The sequence below is a fragment of the Paenibacillus taichungensis genome, from assembly GCF_047302525.1.
Taxonomy (GTDB): domain Bacteria; phylum Bacillota; class Bacilli; order Paenibacillales; family Paenibacillaceae; genus Paenibacillus; species Paenibacillus taichungensis_B.
On the sequence record NZ_CP168020.1, the window covers coordinates 4,681,799 to 4,700,971 of the forward strand.

Here is a 19,173-nt window from a genome sequence, read left to right on the forward strand (position 1 = left end):
ATTCTGAACACGGGCGGTGCTTCCGAACCGTTGGACTTGCCTGGTAAACCAAGCTGTATTATTTTCATGTCATGTGAAGCAGGTCCTGACGCATACACTAGAGGGAAAGAACTGCGCCATTACCTTAAAGCATGAAAGGAGGCCTGAACAATGAAGGTTGGATTTATCGGAACCGGCAGCATGGGCAGCCTGCTGATCTATGCCTTGATTCAATCCGGTGCACTTGAGCCACGGCAGATCGCCGCCAGCAATAGAACCCCTTCCAAAGTACGGCAGTTATCCCTCCGTTACCCCGGTCTGCATGAATCACAGAGCAACCGGGAAACCGTCATCCGCAGCAATATCATCTTTTTGTGCGTGAAGCCACTTGAATTCAAACATGTCATTGACGACATCCTGCCTGTCGTGAATCCCAATCATATAATCGTCTCGATCACCAGTCCCGTGCAGCTGCGCCATCTGGAATCTTCACTTCCTTGCAAAGTCTCCAAAGTTATCCCCAGCGTTACGCACCAGGTCGGCAGCGGAGCGTCCCTGTGTATACACGGTGAACGAATGACTACCGAAGACCGCGCTGTGCTGGAAGGGCTGCTCAGTCATATCGGCAGACCCTATCAAGTGGATGAAGCCTGCACCCGGATCACATCCGACTTCTCCAGCTGCGGACCTGCATTCATATCGTTCTTTCTGGAGCAATGGATCGAAAGTGCCGTTAAGCTTACAGGCATCAAACGAGCCGACGCCTGCGCTCTTGCCGGCGAGATGCTCCTGGGAACAGGCAAGCTGCTCACCGAAGGAGGATACACCCCGCAAGAACTTCAGGCTCGCGTGGCTGTACCTGGCGGCATCACCGCACAGGCACTTGCCCTGCTAAAGGTGAGTCTGAATGGTGTTTTTGACAGTCTGATCCAGACGACTCATGACAAATATGATGAAGATTTGTTGAAGCTGGATGAACTATTCAAAGCCGGTGAGATTAACCGGCAACAATATTAACGAGTTTGCCTGGAACGGCAATGACCTTGCGAATGGTCTTGCCTTCCAGTGCCTGTTTCACAGGTGCAAGTTCCATTGTAAAGTCCTGCATGCCCTGTGCGTCCAGATCCTTCGCGATCGTAGCACGGGTTACAATTTTGCCATTCACTTGAACAACAATCTCCACTTCAGCGTCCACCGTCATGGACTCATCATACTCAGGCCAAGCTACGTAAGAGATTCCACCTTCATGACCGAGACGGCTCCACAGCTCCTCTGCCATATGCGGTGCCAGCGGTGACAAGAGCTGTACAAAGTTCTCCATTGCTTTACGCGGCAGCGTATCTGCTTTGTACGCATCGTTGATGAAAATCATCAACTGGCTGATTGCTGTGTTGAAACGCAGATGTTCCAGATCCTCTGTAACCTTTTTGATCGTCTTGTGTGCTGTCCGCTGGAACTCATCGGTTCCACCATCTGCTGTGATCTTGTCATGGATTGCACCTGTATCTTCATTGATGAACAGACGCCATACACGTGACAGGAAGCGGTGCATGCCCTCAACCCCGTTAGCGTTCCACGGTTTTGTCGCTTCCAAAGGCCCCATGAACATTTCATACAGACGCAATGTATCTGCACCGAATTCATTGACGATCTCATCCGGGTTAATAACATTACCACGAGATTTACTCATCTTCTCATTGTTGGTTCCCAGGATCATACCTTGGTTGACCAGTTTGTGGAACGGCTCTTTGGTATGCACCACACCCAGATCATACAGCACTTTATGCCAGAAACGAGCGTACAGCAAGTGAAGCACAGCGTGCTCTGCTCCCCCGATGTACAGATCAACCGGAAGCCACTGCTGCTGTTTCTCCTGAGAGATCAGTTCCTTGACATTGTGCGGATCGATAAAGCGCAGGTAATACCAGCAGCTACCGGCCCATTGTGGCATCGTGTTCGTCTCGCGACGTGCTTTCATTCCCGTTTCCGGATCTACGGTGTTAACCCATTCCGTAACATTCGCCAGTGGTGATTCTCCAGTACCCGAAGGTTTGATCTGGTCAATATCTGGCAACAGCAAAGGCAGTTGATCTTCCGGCACCGTCTTCATCGTTCCATCTTCCAGATGCAGAATCGGGATTGGCTCACCCCAGTAACGCTGACGGCTGAACAACCAGTCACGCAGACGGTAGGTCGTTTTGCCTTGTCCCTTACCGTTCTCTTCCAACCAGGCAATCATCTTCGCAATCGCTTCTTCGTTGTTCAATCCGTTCAGGAAATCGGAGTTCACATGCGGTCCGTCTCCGGAATACGCTTCTTGTGTCACGTCGCCACCCTGTACAACCTCAATGATGTCCAGACCAAACTGTTTCGCAAACTCCCAGTCACGAGCGTCATGTCCCGGAACGGCCATGATTGCCCCTGTGCCATATCCAGCCAGAACATAATCGGCGATCCAGATTGGCACCTTCGCTCCGTTTACCGGATTGATTGCATAAGTTCCTGTGAACACACCGGTTTTGTCTTTAGCCAAATCGGTGCGTTCCAGATCGCTCTTGCGAGCAGCTTGTTCCTGATATGCCTTGATTGCTTCACGCTGTTCTGTCGTTGTAATGACTTCCACCAGTTCATGCTCAGGTGCCAATACAGCATAACTTGCGCCGAACAACGTATCTGCACGTGTCGTAAATACCTTAATGACTTCTTCATGACCCTCAATGGCAAAAGTAACTTCCGCCCCGGTCGATTTGCCGATCCAGTTGCGCTGCATATCCTTGATGCTTTCCGACCAGTCAAGCTCTTCCAGGTCTTCCAGCAAACGCTCTGCATATTCCGTAATTCTCAATACCCATTGGCGCATCGGTTTACGAACGACCGGATGTCCACCACGCTCACTCTTACCGTCGATAACCTCTTCGTTCGCCAGTACCGTACCCAAAGCTTCACACCAGTTTACTGCCACTTCATCGACATAAGCCAAGCCTTTATTGTACAACTGGATGAAAATCCATTGCGTCCATTTATAGTATTCAGGGTCTGTTGTGCTGATCTCCCGATCCCAGTCATATGAGAAACCGAGTGACTTGATCTGGCGACGGAAATTGTCAATATTGCGGAATGTAATATGCCGTGGATGTTCACCTGTATCCAATGCATGCTGCTCAGCAGGCAGACCAAAAGCGTCCCAACCCATTGGATGCAATACATTGTAACCGCGCATACGTTTGTAACGGGAAACAATATCCGTTGCCGTGTATCCTTCTGGGTGACCTACGTGCAGGCCCGAACCGGATGGATACGGGAACATATCCAATGCATAGAACTTTGGTTTAACCGGGTCTTCACCCGTTTTAAACGTTTTATTGTCATCCCAGTATTGCTGCCAACTTTTCTCCATGACTTGTGGTTGGTAGCCGTGTTTCGGCTGTTGGTTCTCACTCATCTATTGTTCCTCCTCTTGGTTATTCGCTTTTATTGCAACAAAAAAACCTCAGCATCCCGTAGCGTTTGCAGCGCTAGGGACGAGAGGTTGAATTCCCGTGGTACCACCCTAGTTAGCGGACGAACGTGCTTCGTCATCCACTCCCTTTGGACCTGTAACGGCGGTTAACCGATGCGGATTTCCATTCCTGAGCCCGAGTGTTACTTCGGTCGTTTGCAAGATGGTGTAATCACCGCATTTCTCCAAGGCGAGTTCGTGAAATACTGTCAACCGGCTTGCACCAACCGCCGGCTCTCTGTCATGTACAGGACTCACTACTGATCCTTATCATCGAAATATGTATACGATATGATCCGCACCATTATATAAAAAAGTAACACTAAAGTCAATATAATACGATCTGTTGCCTATAAACGATGCTATGCATCAGCATGCACATCAGAACGACTGGAATCGCTTGATTCCTTCTTCTAGGTTATCAATCGTCCACTGAATATGTTCCTTGTTATCGTATTGACGATAAGTACACTCGATTCTCAGCGCCAGATCAAAGTACAGATCATATAAAATTCTTCTTTTTCGTTCACTATCTGTTGTAGCTGCTCTTCCATATCCTTTGAGGAATCCTGGTGTATTATTAAAATGACTGAAGTAGTGCTCCATTAGAGGATCTGCCCAGAGGGATCGTTCGAAATCGATAATGGCTGTGATTTCCCCCGCCTCCACAAATAAATTCCCATCCCATAAATCCCAATGCACAAGCACAGGCTCTTTGACGTCATCCAGCATATCCGATTTTTCTTGAATCAAACGCTCCAGTTCCTCATAACGGATCGAAAATTCCACTCCCGCTTCTTTGCCATCTGCGAGCATATCATCCATCAGGCTCAGGAAAGCTTCTTTCCACGTCGCATGATGCGGTTTCTTTGAGGAAAAGTAACCATATTTCTCCCCTTTAATTTCATTGATCCGACGATTGTATGCACCCAGTTGCTGCTCAATGGATTCCTGCTCTTCTGCACTGTACTGATCCTTGACTTTGTTATAAGGCGTCCCTGGCATATACTCCATAATAAAATATTCTGCCGGAACCAGGGTGAGCGATGGATCATAGGCCAATACCCGGGGAACGGGTACATCCTGAAGCTCTGCTGCGAGTCGTAGTGCCTCAACCTCAGCAACCATGACATGCTGTTCACAGCGCATCAGCTTAATTCCATTAGAAGGAGCTATTTTGAGTACAACCTTCTGTCCGTCGTCCTTAGTGATAAAGTAAGCGTGGTTTGCCCAGCCGTCGATCATCTCTTTGTATTCTTGGATACCTGTGTTAAAATGCTGCTGCACAATTCCGTCTAACTGTTTGGAAGTCAGCCTTGTTTTGTATGTACTTTCCATTCTGCACCCACCCAGAATTTTAATTTTCAGGATTCTACTATTTAAGAAAACGGTTTCCATTCAACTAGTATGGCTTTCTCTAACCCCGCTGGCAATAGCTTTTATTACATATGACGGATTGTAATATGAAGTGCGACACCTACTGGAAATAAAAAATGGCTCATAGCCTGATTCGTGTAGAATGAAAGTTACCACACCAGCATTCACACAAGGAGAATCAGTCCATGAGTTATTCACATCTTAGCATAATCGAACGCAGCAAGCTAGAAATCCTACATCGACAAGGGAAAAGTGCAAGAGCCATCGCCGAGGAACTTGGTCGGCATCATACGACCATTTGCCGGGAGATCAGCCGGAATGTTCAACTACAATCTTATCAGGCAGAAAGATCACAACAAGCTTATGTGCAGCGCCGCAAAGCTTCCGTATCCAAGGGTAGATGGACGAAAGCACATGCTGAAGAGCTGGAAGAGAAGTTGCACGCCACATGGTCCCCTGAACAGATCGTGGAGCGCTTTAAAACTGAAAATCGACCCACCGTATGTTTTAAAACGATCTACCGCTGGATCTATGCAGGTCGTCTAACCAAAGGTGCTTTGCATGTACTCCGGCACAAAGGTAAACGTCAGAAACCTGCGGAAACACGCGGTAAGTTTGCTGTAGGCAGACCCATTTCCGAGCGTCCGAAGGACGTTCGCTCTCGGGAAACATTTGGGCATTGGGAACTGGACACGGTGGTTTCGGGACGTGGAAAGAGCAAGGGTTGTGTAGCAACCTTCATTGAACGGAAAACACGTCTGTACACCGCGATTCAAATGCCCGATCGGACGGCTTTGTCGATGGAGATCGCCTTTGGCGTAGCCGCTGCTCAGTATCCTACTAAGGCTTTTCGAACCGCTACGGCAGACCGTGGCAAGGAGTTCGCCTGCTACGCGAACCTGGAACAAACACACGACGTACAGATTTATTTTGCTGACCCTTACTCTTCCTGGCAACGCGGTTCGAATGAGAATGCGAACGGCTTACTTCGAGAGTTCTTTCCCAAGGGCACGGACTTTAAGCAAATATCAGATGCAACATTGGAGCGTTCGCTTCACTTAATCAACCATCGCCCCCGAAAATGTCTGGGCTGGAAAACCGCTCACGAATCTTTCATAAAGGAACTGTCGCACTTGGTTTGACAATCCGTTATATAAAAAAACATTCTTTTACATAAAAAACTGCCCTTATGCATCATAAGGACAGCTCTACATCATAATCCTATTTCACGGCTACATAAAACAGACGCTGTGCGCCTTCTCCCGCTTCTTTCCACTCAAAATCAGCATATACACGTACATCTCTGAAACCGGCCTTCGTCAGCTCCAGCTTCATCCAGTCCGGATCATACGCACGCTGAACATGAACCTCTTCAAACCGCTGGTACATATCCTTACCGCTCTCAGCCACACGCGAAAAGATACTCAGATGATGCTCAATCTCACACCGATCATGATCCATATCACAGGTCCAAATATACGATACGGAACGTTCGTCCAACACAAAAGGTTGCTCCTCTTCGTATCGAATAAGGGTATTCGGATGATGTACATCGAACAGGAACGTGCCCTCCGGCTTCAACATCTCATAAGTACGCTGAAATGTACGAACGACATCCTCTTTTTCAAGCAAATAATTCACGCAATCACAGAACGATATCACCGATTCCACAGGATCCGGTACTCTCCAGTCTCGCATATCCTGCTGTACCCAACGGACACTGCCTTCCCGATATAAGCGGTGTCCTTGAGGCGTTGCCTCCATTTTACTGCGTGCAACAGACAACATGTCTGCCGACAGGTCAATACCTGTAACTTCAAAGCCGGAGTTCACCAGTGGAATCGTAATTGAGCCGGTTCCACAGCCCAGTTCAGCCACACTTTTCGGCATGCCATGCCGTTCCCAAGCCGTTCTCGCAAACCTTATCCAGTCCGGATAAGGCATATCCTCCATTAATTCATCGTACACATAGGCAAATTTCCGGTAAGACATGTCAGGCACCGCACTTTCAATTTCATTTTCGAATCTCTTTTGAACAAAAGAAAAAGCAGGGGCGTCCGGAGTTCACCCAGCCTTGCCCTGCCTTTACTTGTGGATTCAAGCGCATGCTTGATCCATGATACCCGTTTGTTACTTGTCCTCGTTCTGATCCTGGGGTGCAGACTCTGTCAGATAGGTCCAGTTTTCCCTTTGAGTTACCAGACCATCCTTCATCAGTTTGCCCAAAGCCCGCTTGAAAGCGGATTTACTAATACCAAAGCGCTGCTTAATGATGTCCGGCGGGGTTGCATCCGAATACGGCATACCGCCCGTAGGGCGCTCTTTCATGAAAGCGAGCAGTTTGTCTGCATCTTCATTGCGACCGACCTCTTTGAGAGGAGACATCGCCAGATTGACACGTCCATCTTCCCGTACCATGGTTACCCGGCATTTCACCTTTTCACCTAGACGCAGCATACGATTTCGTTCCGAGGAATGAATCATGCCAATAGCGCCAAAGCCCAGCACACCACCGTCAACAAGTACAAAAGTACCCATCTGAAGTGGCTTGTACACCGTTGCTTCAACCCATTCATTGACCCAAGAGGTTGGCGCATGGAAGGACAATGGTGCAAGCTCACGTTCCCCAGCTAATTTCGCTCGCAAACGTCCTTGCTTGTCATGCTCCATAAGGACAAATACTTCATCGCCTACATGGGGACGTAATTCTTCCAACTCAGGTAATTCACGAATCGGGAGCAGCAATTGCCGCCCAAGCCCCATCTCGAGGAAACAGCCGAGGCGTGGATGAATATCGGCCACAACCAGTCGTCCCATTTCACCGAGTGTGAGATATGGTTTTTTCATGGTTGCCGCCAGGCGATCTTCTGTATCAAAGAACAGAAAGACCTCCAGCGATTCTCCAATTTTAATGTCCCGTGTGAGTTCCGTATAGTGAAGCAGTACATCTTCCGATCCTGTCGTCAAAAAGTAGCCAAATGGAGACACTTCACGTGAAACCGGCAAGTTGACGACTGTTCCTGCGATCAAACTCATACCGTTTCCACCACTTTGGCATCAGACCACAGTCGTTCAATGTTGTAATACTCACGCTCGTCGCGGTGGAAGATATGAACAACCACATCACCCATATCCATCAATACCCAACGTGCTGAATCCATACCTTCAATGCCTTTGATGTTTACTCCGGCTGCATGCGCCTGTTTGCGAATCTCTGTTGCAATCGCTTGTACCTGAGTATCGGAATTCCCGTGACAGATAACAAAATAGTCCGCTACCAGCGAGATGTTAATCAGATCCAGTGCTACAATGTTGGATGCCTTTTTATCGTCAGCGGCAGCAACCGCCATATTCATAAGTTCTTTCGATGATACTGTCATGAACCAACCTCCATAATCTATAAATGTGCAATCAAGTCATTCCGCGACAACATGGTCAAAGGATAAATGACACGGCGCTGCGAGATCAACAAGCTGATCGTCGAGTCGAAACCGGCAATTAAACCTTCCTCCAGACTATGTCCAGCCTGTTCGCGAATATGATTTACTCCCGGGAAGTCTCTTCCCGGTTCAATATAATCCGCAAGACATACCACTTTATCCAGCAGGCTCATGCCCACTCGACCCGAGGTATGCCAGCGAATGGCATTAATAATTTCGGCATCATCGATGCCGTAGTCACGCTCGGCAACAAAGGCTCCCACTTCGGAATGCCAGAGCTGCTTGTCATGCTGCAAAAGTTCTTCGTTCAATCCATTGTCACGGATGACCGCTTCCATCTCGGATACGGGCCAATACTTGGCCACATCATGCAGTATTGCTGCCAAATCCGCTTTTACAGGATCAGCACCATATTTTTCGGCCAATAACACTGCCGACTCCATGACACCCAGGGTGTGCTTCCAACGCTTCTCTGGCATTTGACCGGAAACTGCGCGGATCAGTTCGTCACGGCTTAGTTCCATATAAACCGCTCCTTACAATATATTGATGGACGGCATCAGGAATCATAAAGCGCACGGAATGCCCTTTGGCAAAACGTCTGCGTACTGCCGTGGATGATATGTCCACCAAGGGCATCTCAGCCAACAATACCCGATCCTGTAACGCGTCTGGCAGGTCATCCAGATGTAACTGGAATCCCGGTCGTCCCACACCGATGAAGGTTAAGCGTTCAGCGAGTTCTTCGATCTGTTCCCATTTGGGAAGATAGTTCACCATATCCGCTCCAACAATGAAGTAAAATTCATGCTGCGGATAGCGGCGCCAAAGCTCCTTCATCGTATCAATGGTATAGGACACACCGCCAAGTTCCATCTCGATGCCAAGCACCTCATAATGCTGTACTTCTTTCACAGCCGCTTCCGTCATTTCGAGACGTTGCTGTCCCGACGCTCCGGCTCCGCGTTTGTGAGGAGGGACATGGGAAGGCATGAACCAGATCTCATCCAGTGCATGCGAATCCCTGGCCGCTTCGGCTGCCAGCAGATGCCCCATGTGGATCGGATCAAACGTACCACCCATGATGCCGATCTTCACCCGCGTCACTCTCCCTTACCTAGGTAGTTCGATTTGTTTGTTGTCACGTGATTCTTTGTACAGAATGATTGTACTTCCGATGATTTGCACCAGTTCGCTGCCTGTTTCATGGGCAATCTCTTCGGCAATCTCATTTTTGTCATCCAGATTGTTGTTCAGCACTTGCACTTTCATCAATTCGCGCTTCTCGATTGCATCTTCGATATGACGGAACAGATGCTCATTCGTTCCCCCTTTGCCGATTTGAAATACAGGGGTCAGATGATGTGCTTGTGAACGCAAAAAGCGCTTTTGTTTACCGTTTAACATGAATACTCCATACTCCTTATGGTGAGCAAGCCTCAGCAACAGCACAATATCTGTCCTAGGCTTGACCGTTCAATTATATTTTTGCATATTAAAAACTGTCTAACACAGCTCGCCGCATCTTCTCCACAGGAGCCGGGATGCCGAGCCAATGCTCGAATGCTACAGCGCCCTGGTATATAAACATACCAAGACCACCATGCACAGTACATCCACGCTGCCTTGACTCGCGAAGCAGGCGTGTTTCCAGCGGATTGTAGATAAGGTCGCTTACTGCTGCGCCTGCTCGAATGAGTGCAGGGTCAACAGGCACGTCATCTACATGCGGATGCATGCCTGCGGCTGTCGTGTTAATCACGATATCAGCCGAAGCCAGTACCGCAGCAGCCTCTTCCATTCCACTACCTGTGATGTCACCCAGTCCATGAGCGCGCAGATCTGAAGCAAGGGCAACGGCTCTGTCGGCTGTACGGTTAAGAATACTAATCCGTTCAGGCTTCTCCAAAGCAAGAGCGTATATCACACCTCTTGCTGCTCCGCCAGCTCCCAGAACAGCGATACGTTTACCTGCGAGTTCCGGAACAGCTTCTTCCTTCAAGGAACGCACATAACCGATGCCATCCGTATTATACCCTGTCAGCTTGCCTTCTTCATTGACAATGGTGTTCACCGCGCCAATCAGGCGTGCACTTTCATCAATGACATCAAGATACTGCATCACCTGTTCTTTGTGCGGAATGGTTACATTCACACCGCGATATCCCAGCGCCACAATGCCTCGAATGGCTGATTCCAGCTGCTCGGGACGAACATGCAGTGGCATATACATTCCATTCACTCCTGCAGCCTGCAGAGCTGCATTATGCATAGCAGGCGATTTGGAATGTGCAATGGGATCACCCATGACGCCAAGCAGGACAGGGAGTGAAGGATTTGTTTTTTTCTGTTCCGACATACTTCCGCCTCCGATCTGGTGAAAATGCTGCTGTAATTACATTAGATCAAGGATGGGCGGATCAGTACACGAATACCTTTTGGAGCATGAACAGCTACAAGCGCCCCATTCTCACCGTTAACCTTAATCCAGCCCAGTCCGGAAATGAATACATCCGACTGGCTGCCACGTTTGATACGGAATTCATGTCTGGTCCATTCAGGCATATCCGCTGCATCTTCACGTGTTGGTGGAGACAGCAATTCACCCAGATGGTCACGATACAAGTCGTCTGCACGTTCCAGCTTCGTCCGGTGAATATCCAGCGCAGTGCTGATAAAACAAGTGAAGGACTGACGATCTCCCTCTACAAAGTCAAAACGAGCCATGCCGCCGAAGAACAGCGTCTGACCAGAATTCAATTGATAAACGGCCGGTTTAAGCGGTTTTTCTGGCATAATGGCAGCCAGATCTTTACGGGATACAATCTCACTGAAACGCCAAGGGTATACAATTCCCGGTGTATCAATAATAGCTTTTCCATCGTCGAGTGGAATATTAACCATATCCAGCGTCGTCCCCGGATAACGGGATGTTGTGAGTTCCTGCTCGAGATCACTGTAATCACGAATCAGACGGTTAATCAGTGTGGATTTGCCCACATTAGTACCACCAACCACATATACGTCACGATCTCCGCGATACGTCCCTACAAGCTCAAGCAGTCGGTCGAAGCCCTGATTTTGCTTCGCACTGCACAGAACGACATCTACCGTACGCAAACCTTGTTCTTTGGCCTGTTTTTGCACCCAGTTGCGAACCTTGTTCCAGTTGGTTACTTTTGGAAGCAAGTCCGTTTTGTTCACGGCAAGCAATACCGGATTGTTGCCTACAAAACGCTGCAAACCAGAGATGATACTGCCATCAAAGTCAAACAGATCAACGATATGGATGACAAGTGCATCCTTATCCCCGATTTTGCTGAGCAGGGCCAAGAACTCGTCCTGATCCACTGTAACGGATGATGACTCATTGTAATTTTTAATACGGAAACAACGCTGGCAAATGACGGGTTCACGATCCAACGCTTTTTCGGGGATGAATCCTGGTAATTCCGGGTTTTCCGTTTGCAGATGCACTCCGCATCCGCTGCACCTTACGGCAATATTGCCGTTATGCGGTTCTGTCATTTCTTCTTTTCCTCCTTAAGCCATAAGCCTTTCTTGCGCAAACTCGTTAGAGCAATCCGTTCCACGCGCCGATTGAAGCGGGTCATGAAGCCTTCATCCCCAATGGAGATCGGCAATACCAGAACCGTATAGAGTCCCAGTCGATTCCCTCCATAGACATCTGTAAGCATCTGATCGCCTACCACAATCGTTTTTTCAGGAGTTAACTCCATCATCTTCATTGCTCTACGAAACGGAACATTCGATGGTTTGCGTGCACTATGCACAAACTGGATATCCAGTGGCGTCGCAAACAGGGATACACGATTCAAATTGTTATTGGACACAATCATGAGCTGGAAACCAGCCTCTTTGACACGTGCGAACCACTCAATCAGTTCGGGCGTGGCATCAGGAGCTTTCGCCCCAACGAGTGTATTGTCCAGATCAGTTATAATTCCACGGTAGCCTTGAGCGTATAGCTCTTCCAGATTAATGTCAAAAACCGTGTCTACACGCAGCTTGGGCATTAACATTTCAAACAAAGAAGTCACCTCAGTTTCATACGACACACTATATCACAAATCCGTCTTTCCTGAAAATGCATACAGCGCCTCACGGCATAGGAAAAAAGGAAAAACGGGACGGGCGACATTACGCCCGTTCCGCTTTAAGTTCCTTACGCAGCTTCGAGGCAGTCTGATAGACAGCCTTCCAGTCGTCTGCAGTTACAGACGCTGGACTATAGCGAGTCTGTTCAAACTTGGCTAGAAGTTCATGCAAAGTCACTGCTGCAGCTGGTTTTGCCTGGCTCCAGCGGGTTACCGATTCACGAAGTGTCTCGTCCCCGCTTCGGGTCAATCCTTTGCGTTTCGCATAACGAATCCAACGTTCGGTCTCTGCCACTACCTTTTGTTCAGGGGTTAGCGGTCCACCTGTCCGCAGACGAAGCACGAAGAATCGAAGCGAGAGGCGATTTCGCCAGAACATATAAGCCACCCACAATACGATGATGGCACCAGCAGCCCAGATTACAAAAGCCGGGATGCTAGATGAAGCCTGCTCAGGCGCAGGAGTCTGCTCTTCCTCTTTTACCGGTTCCTCTTCAGGTTGTTCTTCAGGCTCGTCTACCGGCTGTACATCTGGTTGTTCCGTGAGTAACGGCATGTCAAAGCCCGGCGTCGCTTCAACCGGAATCCATCCATACTCGCCAAAATAAACTTCAGCCCAAGAATGCGCATCTGCATTCGTTACAGTGTAAGTTGTCTCGATCTCAGCCCCAGGTTGGCGCGGGGCCTGCATATCTGAATTCAGCGACAGCTGTCCAGGTGCGTACCCTTTCACCCAACGAGCGGGAATCCCTTCGGATCGCGCCATCATAACCAGCGCAGTTGAGAAGTAATCACAATACCCTTCACGAATGTCAAATAAAAACCCTTCAACAAAGTCACTGCTTACTTTTCGGGATAAATCCGGATTGTTTGTGTAATCAAAATTTTGTTGTAAATAGTTTTGCAGTAATGCCACTTTTTCATACGGCGTATTTGCCGATGCTGTAATTTCAGCGGCCAGGTCCGTCACCCGATCTGGGAACCTGGATGGCAGCTGCAGGTACATATCATCTGCCGGATTACTCGTATACAGATCATCAAAAGATTTGGTACGAAGTTCATCTTCCACAATAACTGGCGCTTCGGATACAATCGTATACGTCTTCGGATATTGCGGTTGCTGACGGTCTGTTACGACATGAAGTTCTGCCTGCTCTGGATTCCATAACATCCGGTCCGAATTCGCCTCACCATTGACAGATGTGACTTCCGAGATGGAATAGGCTCCAAAGAGGATCGGATACACGTTGTCATTCAACATCGTCACTTTCTGAGTGACTTGCTTGGTGGTTACATTTCCGGATTCGTCATTCTCCAGAGCTTGTCCCGCCTCAACATCCTCTGTCGCAACTCGTCCGCGATCATCCCAGCCTGTTCCCGTATACTCTGCGCGCGTCTCACCACGCCAGTAACTGCGCTCATTGGTAGTGACAGACATGACAGGTGTATAGTCGAAGTTAAATCCTCCGCCGAGCTGGTTATCTTCCCTGCTGTATCCCGACTCGGTAGCTGCCGGAATGTCCAGTGTGCCGTTGCCTGTCTGACTCCCCGAACTTCCGGTGTAGTTACGCCACGCGGTATACGGGTCCGTTAAGGTAGGAGGAACTTCCGGCATATTCACACTGGCTACGATAATCAAAGAGAATATAATTGCAATGTTCGCCAGAATTTTATAGGGATATCGGATAATACGCTTCCAGCCTTGTGGATATTGCAGTTGGAAATTACGGAAGTGCTGACAAACCAGCCATCCCATTCCCGCAAACATGACCCAGGCCATTTCAATCCAGAGTGGAAACTGGGTAAAGGAGTCGAGAATTCCCATCGAGATAATGTTAATGCCCAGAAAAACGAGAATTCGACGTGTTGTAGTCACCAGGCGCAGGGCAGCTTCAAGCATCACCCACGCGCACAGGGAGAACCAGATGTAAGGTGTCAGGTGCAGCACAAATTGCTCTGTACGCTCCATTAACGTGCCGTAAGGAATATAAACGGTGTAATCGATTAATGTCTTATGCAAAATATATACAAGGACAACCGCCTTGATTATAGTTCGAATCATTATTTTGAAAGGCAGAATCACTTCCAGAATACTGACCGCTGCGAGCGTCCACAGCACCAATGAAGTGGTCTCGGTATACCAGGATTCCTGTGTAAATGATATCCACTGCATGCCAATCAGGAAAATCCAGAGCAACGAAGCTGCATGATACCAGGATCTTCTCCCTGCTGTCAGCTCTTTGCCTTTAGTACTCATACACTACCTCCCCCCATAACCGTTGGAAGCTCCTGCAAATGGGAAACGGTAAAGGATCTTGTACCTCTTCCACGCAGCATCGCATTCCACTCGGAACTCCGGCGGGAATCAGTGGGTTCAATCAGAATATGACAAGGGGTCATCCCCCGTGTGTCAGCCCATCGGAGCAGTTCGAGAACTTTTTCATCCTTCTGGGGAGAAATCACTACAAAATACGCGCCTTGAGGAAACTGACGTGACATCTTCTCAACACCGGGCAGCAGCCGATTCTCTTGGCCGTTATATTGGATATCTACCAAATGATGAATCATCTTCTGCCGTTCCATCGGACTTTCGCTGGGAGCAAAAAATGATGTCATCTCCGACAGTGTCAGCAGCCCCATACCCATTCGTTCTCTTGTGCCATACTCCAGCAGGGAGGCAGCCGTGGACACAGCCAGTTCAAAGGCCTCACCATGCTCATAGCTGCCTGACAGCGCATCCAGCACCAGAATCGTTTTCGGCACCGACTCATGTTCAAATTCCTTGGACTTCCACGTTCCCGTCTTAGCCGTTGCATTCCAGTGAATGCGGGAAAGGCGATCGCCATAAACGTAGTCACGCACGCCGTTAATCTGGGTCGTTTCCCTGCGTGAGCGGGTCAAGGCCGTCTGTGGACCGGATAACCGTGATTTGCGATCATACAGCTGCCAGTACGGTATAAATACCGTCCGCGGCAGCACTCGGAATTCCCCTTTAGCTTTGAATGTTCCCCGATGCTCGATGAGACCAAAGATGTCCTCGCTGGCACATTCCGTTTCTGAAAAGACATACTTTCCCCGCTCCAGCGGTGGGGTCTGAAATGACAACTCACCATACCCTCGCATGCTCGGAATGAGGCTTTCTTTGAAAGACCAGGATTCACCGTTATGCCGATGCAGCATTTCGCGCACAACCACATAAGGAAGCGGCAAAAATCCCGGGATGTTCAGACTTAACTGCACCTGTACCTGGTCACCGGCATGCAGCAGCTCTTCATGATCCAGACCGGAAGAAAGCTTGCGCACGCCATGAGTACGCCGTACACCGCTAAAACCAGCAATCGCAAGGTAAACACAAAGCAGAGTCACCATCGACAGCAACATCAGGGAGGTCTTCCCGCCCTGGAACAAAACATACGCCAAACAGCACATCCACACCGCCGCGATGCTCCATACGCGGGGGTGGCGTATTCCCCTTCTGACTGTACTCAAAAGCGGCTTCATCAATTATTGCCCCATGGAGACGGGCACACGAACCTGCTGAAGTACGGAATTCAATACAGCCTCGGAGCTCATGCTGTCCAGTCTCGATTCGGGACGCAGCACAATCCGATGGGAGATGACATAAGGCGCCATCGTTTTCACGTCATCCGGAAGCACGTAGTCACGTTCCTGCAAAAAGGCAAAAGCCTTCACGGCCATCATAAATGAAATAGCTGCCCGCGGGCTGGCGCCCAGCAATACGGATGGGTGGGAGCGAGTTTTGCGAACCACATCAAGCAGATAATCCATGACCGGATCACCGATGAATACTTCCTTGATTTCCTGCTGAATGGCTGATATCTGATCCATATGGGTTACGGATTCAAGCCGATCAACAGGCTGACCTGACTGATGCTGCTTCAGCAGCGTTTTCTCGATATCCTTGTCGGGATAACCCAGACTTATTTTCAACATAAACCGGTCCAGTTGCGCTTCCGGCAATGTGTACGTTCCTTCAAAATCGATTGGATTCTGGGTTGCACAGAGCATAAATGGATGAGGCAGATCATACGTATCGCCATCTACCGTCACACTGCGTTCTTCCATGACTTCCAGCAAAGCGGACTGCGTTTTCGTTGTTGCCCGGTTAATCTCGTCTGCCAGCAAAATGTTGGTCATGACCGGACCGGGACGGAAGTAAAAGCGCTCGTCACGTGGATGGAACACTGATACCCCAGTGATATCACTTGGTAAAATATCAGGATTACATTGAATGCGGCGGTACTCTCCGCGCATGGATTTCGATAACGCTTTAACCAACTGCGTCTTGCCTGTTCCTGGTACGTCTTCAATCAGAACGTGTCCGCCTGCAAGCAAAGCTGTGAGCAAAAGTTGAATTTCAAAGGATTTTCCCATTATGCATGATTCCAGATTAGAACGAACTGCTGATATGATTTGGATCGACTCTTTGCGCACAGGCATGTGGTCTAACCTCCTAAAAAAGCATACAGATTTCCTTTTATTGTACATGATCCAAGGGCGCGAGTACACTCGAAGGAACTCATAATTTGTTTCCAGCCGTCAGATTCACCGCAGTTATCGCATGATTACGACAAAAAGAGGCTCGGATAGAAGTTATCCGAAGCCTCTACTGATTCCATATATAATGGTTAGCTCTGCCATGCTCTGTTACCCTTTGGGCCGAACCACCAATGCCGCGAGAAAAGAAAAGATAATCGCTGAGGAAATACCCGCCGCGGTCAAATCAAATATCCCCGTAATGACACCGATCCATCCCTCTTTCTCCAGTTCCGTCAATGCCCCGTGCACGAGGGAGTTACCAAAACTGGTAATGGGGATGGAAGCTCCTGCCCCTGCAAATTTGACGAGTGGATCATACAGCCCAAACGCATCCGCAACCGCACCAGCCACAACAAGTGTACTCATCGTATGTGCAGGAGTCAGTTTGACACCATCCATCAGAAGTTGTCCCACGACACATATCAACCCGCCAACAATAAATGCCCATAAAAACTGCATCCTTTTATCCCTCCTTTTCTATGGCTACGGCATGCGCAATACAAGGAATGCTCTCGCCCTGCTGGTATGAAAGTGGAGACAACAATGCACCGGTAGCGACCACCAATACCTTATTGAGTTCACCCTTTTGCATCCGGTTCAAAATGTGACCGTAAGTCACGGTCGCTGAACATCCACAGCCGCTTCCTCCAGCCACAACCTGAGGCTGCTTTTCCAGGTTATATATCATCAGGCCACAATCATTGAAGACAGTTTGTTCCATCGGAACACCCTCTTTATGCAAAAGCTCTTTAACGATGGGCAACCCAACCGAAGCCAAATCACCTGTAACGATCAGATCATAATAACCCGGTTCCAGGCCTGTATCCCGGAAATGCGAAACAATGGTATCCGCTGCCGCAGGAGCCATCGCAGCCCCCATGTTAAACGGATCTTTGATACCCAAATCCATAATTCGGCCAATGGTCGCTTTGGTGACTACCGGGCCCTCACCAGTACGGGAGATGACACCACAACCAGAACCGGTGACCGTATACTGTGCATATGGCGGCTTCTGGGAACCATACTCTGTTGGATAACGAAATTGCTTTTCCACCGTACAGTTGTGACTCACCGTACCTGCCAGTACATAATCCCCTGCACCCGAATCCACAATAAGTGAGGCTAAAGCCAACGTTTCCATAGAAGTTGAACAAGCACCAAATACCCCCAGATAAGGTACACCCAGCTTACGGGCCGAAAAGGAACTACTGATAATCTGATTCATCAGATCCCCGCCAACAAAGAACTGCAGCTCTTCCTTCGTGATATTCGCATTGATTAATGCCATTTGAGAAGCCTGTTCGAGAAGCTTACGCTCTGCCTTTTCCCAAGTCTTCTCCCCAATCTCCAAATTGTCATATACATAATCGAAGTCAGATACCAGAGGCCCTTGGCCTTCATCTGGCCCAACGACTGCCGATTTGCCAATAATCCGTGGACGGTTCTCAAATTGCCAGGTTTGTTGGCCCAAGCGTTTCATAAATGTCCACCTCCGAAGCCGAGAATGGCGTATACGATTCCCACGATAAAGGCAGCCACGACACCAAACACGATGACCGAGCCTGCCAGTTTGAACATGTTGGCACCAACCCCAAGCACCAGTCCCTCGGCACGATGCTCCAGTGCTGCCGAACACATGGAGTTGGCAAACCCGGTGACAGGTACAGCCGTCCCTGCACCCGCCCATTGCGCCATTTTATCGTAGACACCGAGACAAGTCAGGATGACTGAAATGAGGATCATGACCGCAACGGTTGGACTGGCAGCTTCTTTCGAAGTCATGTCAAACCCGGCCATAAACGCTTCCTGGATAGCCTGTCCAATGACGCAGATGAATCCGCCGACGAAGAATGCCTTAATACAGTTCGTCCAGATTGGACGGGCAGGCTCATGTTTTTTGGCGACTTTTTTATATTCCTGTTCACTGATGGACAGGGATGATGATGATTTTTTACTACTACCCTTAGTTTGAGCTGGCAAGATACAGAACCTCCCTTGTAATGAAAATGAGTCAACAGATGTGACTGCATGTACTGTGTGTAATCCTGTATTCATTGTTTGTTAAGGTTGGGAAAGTTATGTATCCGGCGAAAGACAGCATATGTTTCCAGCACGATGAAGCTGCCGAATGAGATGAGTCGCTCAGCGCCGGATCAGAGGTCTGTGAAATTTATAAATAAAGCAGAATGATCACGAGCAA

General features: G+C 48.9%; 19 protein-coding genes and 1 other annotated feature. Of the genes, 2 read left to right on the forward strand and 17 right to left on the reverse strand.

Going from position 1 to position 19,173, the window contains the following annotated elements; all coding sequences use genetic code 11:
* The first annotated feature begins 150 nt into the window (after positions 1–150).
* Positions 151–996: a late competence protein ComER gene (gene comER / locus ACDJ58_RS20975; protein WP_063567276.1), complete on the forward strand. Its 846-nt coding sequence runs from the start codon at positions 151–153 to the stop codon at positions 994–996.
* Here comER and leuS read toward each other — a convergent pair.
* Complete coding sequence (gene leuS / locus ACDJ58_RS20980) at positions 977–3,421, reverse strand: leucine--tRNA ligase (protein WP_413372725.1); 2,445 nt, start codon at positions 3,419–3,421, stop codon at positions 977–979. The two genes, comER and leuS, sit on opposite strands and share 20 nt — an antisense overlap.
* Positions 3,422–3,493: 72 nt before the next feature.
* Positions 3,494–3,761: a binding site (T-box leader), on the reverse strand.
* Positions 3,762–3,859: 98 nt separating this feature from the next.
* A complete protein-coding gene (locus ACDJ58_RS20985; RefSeq protein ID WP_413372726.1) occupies positions 3,860–4,816 on the reverse strand; it encodes a phosphotransferase family protein in 957 nt (318 codons plus the stop codon).
* Positions 4,817–5,040: 224 nt separating this feature from the next.
* Between ACDJ58_RS20985 and ACDJ58_RS20990 the strand changes: the two genes are divergently transcribed.
* Entirely contained in the window at positions 5,041–5,997 is a 957-nt protein-coding gene (locus ACDJ58_RS20990; RefSeq protein ID WP_413372728.1) for an IS30 family transposase, read from the forward strand.
* Positions 5,998–6,076: 79 nt separating this feature from the next.
* On the opposite strand, the gene ACDJ58_RS20995 is transcribed toward ACDJ58_RS20990, so the two are convergent.
* The 15 genes from ACDJ58_RS20995 to spoVAC all read right to left on the reverse strand — a co-directional run bounded on the left by ACDJ58_RS20995 (position 6,077) and on the right by spoVAC (position 18,953).
* Entirely contained in the window at positions 6,077–6,847 is a 771-nt protein-coding gene (locus ACDJ58_RS20995) for a class I SAM-dependent DNA methyltransferase (RefSeq protein WP_413372729.1), read from the reverse strand.
* Positions 6,848–6,985: 138 nt separating this feature from the next.
* On the reverse strand, positions 6,986–7,891 hold the full coding sequence (locus ACDJ58_RS21000) for a S1 RNA-binding domain-containing protein (RefSeq protein WP_413372730.1): 906 nt from the start codon (positions 7,889–7,891) through the stop codon (positions 6,986–6,988).
* Positions 7,888–8,235 (reverse strand): ribosome silencing factor, encoded by a 348-nt coding sequence (gene rsfS / locus ACDJ58_RS21005; RefSeq protein ID WP_024628517.1) that lies wholly within the window; start codon positions 8,233–8,235, stop codon positions 7,888–7,890. Before rsfS ends, ACDJ58_RS21000 begins: the two co-directional genes overlap by 4 nt.
* Positions 8,236–8,252: 17 nt before the next feature.
* Positions 8,253–8,819 carry a bis(5'-nucleosyl)-tetraphosphatase (symmetrical) YqeK gene (gene yqeK / locus ACDJ58_RS21010; protein ID WP_413372731.1) on the reverse strand — a complete coding sequence of 189 codons (567 nt, stop codon included), beginning with the start codon at positions 8,817–8,819 and terminating at the stop codon, positions 8,253–8,255.
* A complete protein-coding gene (locus ACDJ58_RS21015; RefSeq protein ID WP_379443647.1) occupies positions 8,803–9,393 on the reverse strand; it encodes a nicotinate-nucleotide adenylyltransferase in 591 nt (196 codons plus the stop codon). Before ACDJ58_RS21015 ends, yqeK begins: the two co-directional genes overlap by 17 nt.
* A gap of 15 nt (positions 9,394–9,408) precedes the next feature.
* Entirely contained in the window at positions 9,409–9,702 is a 294-nt protein-coding gene (gene yhbY, locus ACDJ58_RS21020; RefSeq protein WP_413372732.1) for a ribosome assembly RNA-binding protein YhbY, read from the reverse strand.
* An 88-nt stretch (positions 9,703–9,790) separates the two neighbouring features.
* A complete protein-coding gene (gene aroE / locus ACDJ58_RS21025) occupies positions 9,791–10,654 on the reverse strand; it encodes a shikimate dehydrogenase (RefSeq protein ID WP_413372733.1) in 864 nt (287 codons plus the stop codon).
* Positions 10,655–10,695: 41 nt separating this feature from the next.
* A complete protein-coding gene (gene yqeH, locus ACDJ58_RS21030; protein ID WP_024628522.1) occupies positions 10,696–11,823 on the reverse strand; it encodes a ribosome biogenesis GTPase YqeH in 1,128 nt (375 codons plus the stop codon).
* A complete protein-coding gene (locus ACDJ58_RS21035; RefSeq protein WP_413372734.1) occupies positions 11,820–12,347 on the reverse strand; it encodes a YqeG family HAD IIIA-type phosphatase in 528 nt (175 codons plus the stop codon). The genes yqeH and ACDJ58_RS21035 overlap by 4 nt, the downstream gene beginning before the upstream one ends.
* A gap of 109 nt (positions 12,348–12,456) precedes the next feature.
* A complete protein-coding gene (locus ACDJ58_RS21040) occupies positions 12,457–14,670 on the reverse strand; it encodes a DUF3488 and DUF4129 domain-containing transglutaminase family protein (RefSeq protein ID WP_413372735.1) in 2,214 nt (737 codons plus the stop codon).
* Complete coding sequence (locus tag ACDJ58_RS21045) at positions 14,667–15,914, reverse strand: DUF58 domain-containing protein (RefSeq protein ID WP_413372736.1); 1,248 nt, start codon at positions 15,912–15,914, stop codon at positions 14,667–14,669. The genes ACDJ58_RS21040 and ACDJ58_RS21045 overlap by 4 nt, the downstream gene beginning before the upstream one ends.
* Before the next feature lie 3 nt (positions 15,915–15,917).
* Positions 15,918–16,874, reverse strand: a complete 957-nt coding sequence (locus ACDJ58_RS21050; RefSeq protein WP_053781313.1) for an AAA family ATPase — start codon at positions 16,872–16,874, stop codon at positions 15,918–15,920.
* Between the two features lie 207 nt (positions 16,875–17,081).
* Positions 17,082–17,432 (reverse strand): stage V sporulation protein AE, encoded by a 351-nt coding sequence (gene spoVAE, locus ACDJ58_RS21055; protein WP_053781314.1) that lies wholly within the window; start codon positions 17,430–17,432, stop codon positions 17,082–17,084.
* Between the two features lie 4 nt (positions 17,433–17,436).
* Positions 17,437–18,453 carry a stage V sporulation protein AD gene (gene spoVAD, locus ACDJ58_RS21060; protein WP_413372738.1) on the reverse strand — a complete coding sequence of 339 codons (1,017 nt, stop codon included), beginning with the start codon at positions 18,451–18,453 and terminating at the stop codon, positions 17,437–17,439.
* Positions 18,450–18,953, reverse strand: coding sequence for a stage V sporulation protein AC (gene spoVAC, locus ACDJ58_RS21065; RefSeq protein ID WP_063567264.1), 504 nt, complete (start codon positions 18,951–18,953; stop codon positions 18,450–18,452). Before spoVAC ends, spoVAD begins: the two co-directional genes overlap by 4 nt.
* Positions 18,954–19,173 lie beyond the last annotated feature (220 nt).

Coding starts and splice junctions, on each gene's coding strand:
- yqeH (WP_024628522.1), bottom strand. CDS start 11,823: ATGACAGAACCGCATAACGGCAATATTGCCGTAAGGTGCAGCGGATGC.
- rsfS (WP_024628517.1), bottom strand. CDS start 8,235: ATGACAGTATCATCGAAAGAACTTATGAATATGGCGGTTGCTGCCGCT.
- ACDJ58_RS21000 (WP_413372730.1), bottom strand. CDS start 7,891: ATGAGTTTGATCGCAGGAACAGTCGTCAACTTGCCGGTTTCACGTGAA.
- ACDJ58_RS21040 (WP_413372735.1), bottom strand. CDS start 14,670: ATGAGTACTAAAGGCAAAGAGCTGACAGCAGGGAGAAGATCCTGGTAT.
- ACDJ58_RS20985 (WP_413372726.1), bottom strand. CDS start 4,816: ATGGAAAGTACATACAAAACAAGGCTGACTTCCAAACAGTTAGACGGA.
- yhbY (WP_413372732.1), bottom strand. CDS start 9,702: ATGTTAAACGGTAAACAAAAGCGCTTTTTGCGTTCACAAGCACATCAT.
- comER (WP_063567276.1), top strand. CDS start 151: ATGAAGGTTGGATTTATCGGAACCGGCAGCATGGGCAGCCTGCTGATC.
- ACDJ58_RS21050 (WP_053781313.1), bottom strand. CDS start 16,874: ATGCCTGTGCGCAAAGAGTCGATCCAAATCATATCAGCAGTTCGTTCT.
- spoVAE (WP_053781314.1), bottom strand. CDS start 17,432: ATGCAGTTTTTATGGGCATTTATTGTTGGCGGGTTGATATGTGTCGTG.
- ACDJ58_RS20990 (WP_413372728.1), top strand. CDS start 5,041: ATGAGTTATTCACATCTTAGCATAATCGAACGCAGCAAGCTAGAAATC.
- yqeK (WP_413372731.1), bottom strand. CDS start 8,819: ATGGAACTAAGCCGTGACGAACTGATCCGCGCAGTTTCCGGTCAAATG.
- spoVAD (WP_413372738.1), bottom strand. CDS start 18,453: ATGAAACGCTTGGGCCAACAAACCTGGCAATTTGAGAACCGTCCACGG.
- ACDJ58_RS20995 (WP_413372729.1), bottom strand. CDS start 6,847: ATGTCTTACCGGAAATTTGCCTATGTGTACGATGAATTAATGGAGGAT.
- aroE (WP_413372733.1), bottom strand. CDS start 10,654: ATGTCGGAACAGAAAAAAACAAATCCTTCACTCCCTGTCCTGCTTGGC.
- leuS (WP_413372725.1), bottom strand. CDS start 3,421: ATGAGTGAGAACCAACAGCCGAAACACGGCTACCAACCACAAGTCATG.
- ACDJ58_RS21045 (WP_413372736.1), bottom strand. CDS start 15,914: ATGAAGCCGCTTTTGAGTACAGTCAGAAGGGGAATACGCCACCCCCGC.